At 54.8% G+C, this 6,356-nt stretch carries 4 protein-coding genes; all 4 read right to left on the bottom strand.

Annotated elements, in window-relative coordinates; genetic code table 11:
* Positions 1-136: 136 nt before the first annotated feature.
* Positions 137-1,876 carry a bifunctional isocitrate dehydrogenase kinase/phosphatase gene (gene aceK / locus HP459_RS20400; RefSeq protein ID WP_171936738.1) on the bottom strand — a complete coding sequence of 580 codons (1,740 nt, stop codon included), beginning with the start codon at positions 1,874-1,876 and terminating at the stop codon, positions 137-139.
* 50 nt (positions 1,877-1,926) lie between these two features.
* The gene (aceA, locus tag HP459_RS20395) at positions 1,927-3,231 is read right to left on the bottom strand and encodes an isocitrate lyase (protein WP_017694726.1); all 1,305 of its coding nucleotides are present in this window, start codon (positions 3,229-3,231) and stop codon (positions 1,927-1,929) included.
* Between the two features lie 31 nt (positions 3,232-3,262).
* Positions 3,263-4,864 (bottom strand): malate synthase A, encoded by a 1,602-nt coding sequence (aceB, locus tag HP459_RS20390; RefSeq protein ID WP_171936737.1) that lies wholly within the window; start codon positions 4,862-4,864, stop codon positions 3,263-3,265.
* A gap of 270 nt (positions 4,865-5,134) precedes the next feature.
* Entirely contained in the window at positions 5,135-6,064 is a 930-nt protein-coding gene (gene metA / locus HP459_RS20385) for a homoserine O-succinyltransferase (protein WP_022646716.1), read from the bottom strand.
* Positions 6,065-6,356: the final 292 nt, after the last annotated feature.

Here is a 6,356-nt window from a genome sequence, read left to right as displayed (position 1 = left end):
CGCCTCAGCGATTTACAGCCGGACCAGGGCATCGCTGACAGCCCTCAGTCATTTAGAAAGCAACTTTATTGCTTCTGCATAAAAAAATTACTGGGGATCCCTCAGCCCACAGGGAGAGGGAGAAAACATGATGCCCTTACCCTGCGGGAGAGGGAGAAAAGCGGATGCAAAACCGCTGCTTGCGGCGGTAAGCGTAGACATCTTCCACGTGCCCGTTTTTAATCCGCGTTTGCAGCCCGCGCCAGTAGCTGGCGCGGAACAGATCGGCATGCATCTCTTCAAATAACGGCCCGATGCGTGGGTCCGCACACAGCCAGTGGCGAAACTCCTCCGGAAACACATCGCCCGGCGAGACGCTGTACCACGGCTCGCTGGACAGTTCATCTTCCGGGTAGCGCGGCGGCGGGATATCGCGGAAGTTCACCTCGGTCATGTAGCAAATTTCATCGTAATCGTAGAACACCACCCGCCCGTGACGGGTGACGCCGAAGTTTTTAAACAGCATATCCCCGGGGAAAATATTGGCAGCGGCGAGCTGGCGGATGGCGTTGCCGTACTCTTCGATGGCATCACGTAAAGCCTGGCCCTCTGACTGTTCCAGCCAGATATTTAGCGGCACCATACGGCGCTCAATGTAGAGATGGCTGATCGCAATCTTATCGCCAAGATCGGTAATTTTCGTCGGCGCTTCCTGCATGAGCAGCGTCATTAGCGCCGGATCGATCTGCTGCTTATCCAGCACAAAGTTTTCAAACTCCTGGGTATCGGCCATTCGCCCGACGCGATCGTGCTCTTTTACCAGCTGATAGCAGGCACGGACGTGGGCTGCGGTCATCTCTTTCTGCGGGGCGAATTTATCCTTAATCACCTTAAACACCCGGTCGAATCCCGGCAGTGTGAAAACCAGCATCACCATGCCGCGGATACCCGGCGCTTCGATAAACTGCTCATCAGCCGTGGTGACATAACGCAGGTATTCCCGATAACTCTCCGTTTTGGCATGCTTCTGACAGCCAATCGCCATATACAGCTCGGCGGTGGTTTTGCCCGGCAGGATCTCGCGCAGCCACTCCACCAGGGCGGCGGGCAGCGGGGCGTAGACCATGAAATAGGAGCGGGCGAAGCCAAATACGATACTCGCCTCAGTGCTGGTAGTCAGGCAGGTATCGACAAACAGTTCGCCGTCGTCGGTACGGTGAATGGGCAGCAGAAACGGCACGATGGCTGTCGGCGTAACCAGTTTACCCACCAGCCAGGCGGCCTTATTCCGGTAGAAAAGCTCGTTGGCAACCTGCAAATGGCTGCGGCTGAGCACCGCCTCGCCGAAGGTTTCACTGAGATACGCGTGGATATAGCCGATATCCCGGGGTTTATTCTGCCACGGCAGGCGCAGCGGCAAATCCGTTAAGACGCGGTGCAGGAGCTTTTCCCAGCCGCGATCGGGAAAGAAATCTTTCGCCAGCGGACGCGGAATGGTTCGGAAGCGTCGCTCGGGCTGGGAGCTGAAGATAAATAACCGCTCAGGAGATAATGAGCGGTGGTCAAATAACCGGCAATAGACGGAGTTAAAAAAGCTCTCCGCAATCTCGAAGCGCGGGTAGTCGGGTAACAGATGGGTGTAATGCTCTTTCACGCGCAGTAAAAATTCCGCATCCGGGCTTTTACCGTCGGTGATACAGCGCAGTTGTTCCACCACCAGACCTACATGGTGATCATAAAGATGGATACGCTGCTTCATGGCCTGCTGAACCGCATGCCAGTCGGCGTGCTCAAAACGCTGTTGCGCGCCAGAGGTAACTTCCAGAAAGCGGCCATACTGGGCATCGAAGCCCTGCAAAATAGTTTGGGCTATCAGTAATTCCAGACCACGCGACATATATTCCCCCTCACCCCAACCCTCTCCCCGAGGGGGGAGAGGGGGAAAGATCAGAACTGTGCTTCTTCCGTTGAGCCCGTTAATGCCGTGACGGAGGAAGTCCCGCCCTGAATAATCGTGGTCACATTATCGAAGTAGCCGGTTCCCACCTCCTGCTGGTGCGAAACGAAGGTGTAACCCTCTTTGCCCGCCGCAAATTCTGGCTGCTGTACCTTCTCAACATAGTGCTTCATGCCTTCGCCCTGTGCGTAGGCATGCGCCAGGTCGAACATGTTGAACCACATGCTGTGGATACCCGCCAGGGTGATGAACTGGTACTTGTAGCCCATATCCGACAGCTGCTGCTGGAAGCTGGCGATGGTCGTGTCGTCCAGATTTTTTTGCCAGTTGAAGGACGGTGAACAGTTATAGGCCAGCAGCTTGCCCGGATATTTCGCATGAATCGCATCGGCAAAGCGCTTCGCCAGCGCCAGATCCGGCGTGGAGGTTTCACACCAGACCAGGTCGGCGTAAGGGGCATACGCCAGGCCGCGGCTGATCGCCTGTTCAATACCGGCATGCGTGCGATAGAACCCTTCGCTGGTGCGTTCGCCGGTGATGAATTCGCTGTCGTACGGGTCGCAGTCAGAGGTGATCAGGTCCGCTGCGTCCGCATCGGTACGAGCAATGACCAGCGTCGGCACGCCGAGCACGTCAGCAGCCAGACGCGCGGCAACCAGCTTCTGGATCGCTTCCTGAGTTGGCACCAGTACTTTCCCGCCCATATGCCCACACTTCTTCACCGACGCCAGCTGATCTTCAAAGTGTACGGCCGCTGCACCGGCCTCAATCATCGATTTCATCAGCTCAAAGGCGTTCAGCACGCCGCCGAAACCGGCTTCCGCATCGGCGACGATCGGCAGGAAATAGTCAATAAAACGCGGATCGTGGGGCTCGATGCCCGCAGCCCACTGGATCTGATCCGCACGACGGAAGGTATTGTTGATCCGATCTACCACTGACGGCACCGAGTTCGCCGGGTAAAGAGATTGATCCGGATACATGCTGGAGGCCAGGTTAGCATCCGCCGCGACCTGCCAGCCGGAAAGATAGATAGCTTCAATGCCGGCCTTCGCCTGCTGCAATGCCTGACCGCCAGTCAGTGCGCCGAGGCTGTTGATATAACCTTTTTTAGACCCCCCGTGCAGCAGATCCCACATTTTCGCCGCGCCGTTCTGCGCCAGCGTACACTCCGGGTTAACCGAGCCGCGTAACTTCACCACTTCCTCTGCGCTGTACGGACGGCGAATGCCTTCCCAGCGCGGTTGGGTCCACTCTTTTTGTAACTCTTCGATCTGTTGGGTACGGGTTTTCATGTGCAGATGCTCCATATTGTTATGTGGTGAATTACGCCAGGAAGCGGTAGCCCGGCAGGGTCAGGAAGTCGATTAAGTCATCAGAGGTGGTGATTTGCTCCATCAGGCGCGCAGCGTCATTAAAACGCCCGCTGCTGAAGCGGTGCTCGCCCAGTTCGTCCTGGATGACCCGCATCTCTTCGGCCAGCATCTGACGGAACAGGGCTTTGGTGACCGGTTTGCCGTTGCTGAGCGTTTTTTGATAATGGATCCACTGCCAGATGGAGGTACGTGAAATTTCCGCCGTGGCGGCATCTTCCATCAGGCCGTAGATCGGCACGCAGCCGTTGCCGGAGATCCATGCCTCGATGTACTGCACGGCGACGCGAATATTGGCGCGCATGCCCTCTTCCGTACGCTCGCCCGCACACGGCGCAAGCAACTGTTCTTCTGCGATTGGCGCATCGTCTTCACGGGTGACAAACAGCTGGTTTTTGTTGTCGCCGAGTACGCGGTTGAAGACCTCCATCGCCGTGTCGGCCAGACCGGGGTGGGCAATCCACGTCCCGTCGTGGCCGTTACGGGCTTCCAGCTCTTTATCGGCTTTCACCTTGTTGAGCACCTGATTGTTACGCTCTGCGTCTTTGCTCGGGATAAACGCCGCCATGCCGCCCATCGCAAAGGCGCCGCGTTTGTGGCAGGTCTTAATCAGCAGGCGCGAGTAGGCGCTGAGGAACGGTTTATCCATGGTCACAACCTGACGATCCGGCAATACCCGGTCGGCATGGTTTTTCAGGGTTTTGATGTAGCTGAAGATGTAATCCCAGCGGCCGCAGTTCAGGCCCACAATATGGTCACGCAGCGCATGGAGGATCTCATGCATCTGGAATACGGCTGGCAGGGTTTCAATCAGCAGCGTAGCCTTAATGGTGCCGCGCGGCAGGCTGAAACGGTCTTCTGCGTAGCTGAAGACTTCACTCCACCACGCCGCTTCCTGCCAGGACTGGGTTTTCGGCAGATAGAAATAGGGGCCGCTGCCTTTCGCCAGCAGGTTCTTATGGTTGTGGATGAAGTACAGCGCAAAGTCGAACAGGCTGCCCGGAATGGCTTCTCCGCGCCAGGTGACGTGTTTTTCAGGCAAATGCAGACCGCGTACGCGGCAGATCAGCACCGCCGGATTCGGTTTGAGCTGGTAAATTTTACCGGCTTCGTTGGTATAGCTGATGGTGCCGTTGACGGCGTCGCGCAGGTTGATCTGCCCGTCGATAACTTTCTGCCAGTCCGGCGCGAGGGAATCTTCGAAGTCCGCCATAAATACTTTGACGTTGGCATTCATGGCGTTAATCACCATTTTGCGCTCTACCGGGCCGGTGATCTCTACGCGACGATCCTGTAAATCTTCAGGGATTCCGCGAATTTTCCATTCACCATGACGAATGGAAGCGGTTTCCGAAATAAACCCTGGCAACTTGCCGTTATCGATCTCCTGCTGTTGATGAATGCGTGCCGCCAGCAGTTTATTACGCTGTGGCGTAAAGCGAGTCACCAGTTCAGTCAGAAACTCTACCGCTTCTGCCGTCAAAACTTGCTGTTCTTGCTCGCCATTCGGCTGGGTAAAGGTCAGTTCATCGACCGTTGTTGCCTGTTGAGTCATCGTTCTGCTCCTCATCAAAGATCCAAAATCACGCCCCCGATGCGAGCGAAAGATCGTTGTGTAGTTTTCGCTCAGCAGAATTAAGACTATCTATAATTTTTCCAAAATCAAAAACAATTTCCATTTTAATTCATATCCAATCACAACTGTATGATTAATATGGGATTAAAGTTTTTCACGATGTTGAGTTGGTTTTCGGAAATAAAAAAGGCACCCGAAGGTGCCTGATGTGAATAGCTGAAACGCTTTAGGATCGTTTAATGCAGACGATTACTCCAGCGTCGGATTCATGTGGCGCAGATCGTACGGCGTAATCTGGTAGACGTAATAGTTGAGCCAGTTAGTGAACAGCAGATTTCCGTGACTACGCCAGGTTGCCCGAGGCGTGTTTTGCGGATCGTTTTTCGGGAAATAGTTGTACGGGACATCCGGATTCAGACCCGCTTCAACGTCACGAAAATACTCTGACGCGAGGGTATGCGGATCGTACTCAGGATGGCCGGTAACGAACGCGATGCGTTTGTCTTTACTGGCGAACAGGTAGGCATCGCCGTCTTCCGTTTCGGCCAGGATTTCCAGGTCGGTGTAATCGCGGATCAGCTGTGCCGGAAAATCGGCGTAGCGAGAATGCGGAGCCAGGAAAGTGTCATCGAAACCACGCGTCAGCAGCGCATGCGGGTGAAGAATGTGGTGTTCGTATACGCCAGAAAGTTTGTCGCTGCGGGTTTGCTTGGGAATGCCATAGAGGATATTCAGCGCGGCCTGTACCGCCCAACAGACAAATAAGGTGGACGTGACGTGATCTTTTGCCCACTCCAGCACCTGCCTGATTTGTGGCCAGTAGGCAACGTCATTAAATTCCACCAGACCCAGCGGTGCGCCGGTGACGATCAGTCCATCGAAATTCTCATCGCGAATATCTTCAAAATTACAGTAGAAGTTATTCAGATGCTCAGCAGGCGTGTTGCGTGACTCACGGGCGTCAATGCGCAGCAGCTGGATATCAACCTGAAGCGGAGAGTTGGAGAGCAAACGCAGGAACTGGTTCTCCGTTTCGATCTTTTTTGGCATCAGATTGAGAATAAGCACCTTCAGCGGGCGAATTTCCTGACCTGTCGCACGCGAAGCCGTCATGACGAAGACATTCTCTTCACGCAAGAAATTGACGGCTGGTAGCTCGTCCTGCACCCGAATCGGCATAACCTTAAATCCTCACAGCATACGTATAAACGTTTAGACATCCAGACAGCTAACGATACCCAGAAACGGGCTTAATGTCGAGTCTGCAAGCGAAAGGTGAGAAAGTTTCAAGGAGGGAAAGCATGTAGGGCGGGTAAGGTGGGGCCACCACCCGACTTTTCAGAACGCACAAAGCAAAAAACCCCGCACCTTCCGGTACGGGGTTCTTTCTGTTTGATGCCTGGCAGTTCCCTACTCTCACATGGGGAGACCCCACACTACCATCGGCGCTACGGCGTTTCACTTCTGAGTT

This window comes from Enterobacter sp. CM29 (assembly GCF_013179605.1).
Lineage (GTDB): Bacteria > Pseudomonadota > Gammaproteobacteria > Enterobacterales > Enterobacteriaceae > Enterobacter > Enterobacter intestinihominis.
Note: the sequence above shows the minus strand (reverse complement) of the source record. Positions and strands in the feature narration are given on the sequence as shown.

Coding starts and splice junctions, on each gene's coding strand:
- aceA (WP_017694726.1), bottom strand. CDS start 3,231: ATGAAAACCCGTACCCAACAGATCGAAGAGTTACAAAAAGAGTGGACC.
- aceB (WP_171936737.1), bottom strand. CDS start 4,864: ATGACTCAACAGGCAACAACGGTCGATGAACTGACCTTTACCCAGCCG.
- metA (WP_022646716.1), bottom strand. CDS start 6,064: ATGCCGATTCGGGTGCAGGACGAGCTACCAGCCGTCAATTTCTTGCGT.
- aceK (WP_171936738.1), bottom strand. CDS start 1,876: ATGTCGCGTGGTCTGGAATTACTGATAGCCCAAACTATTTTGCAGGGC.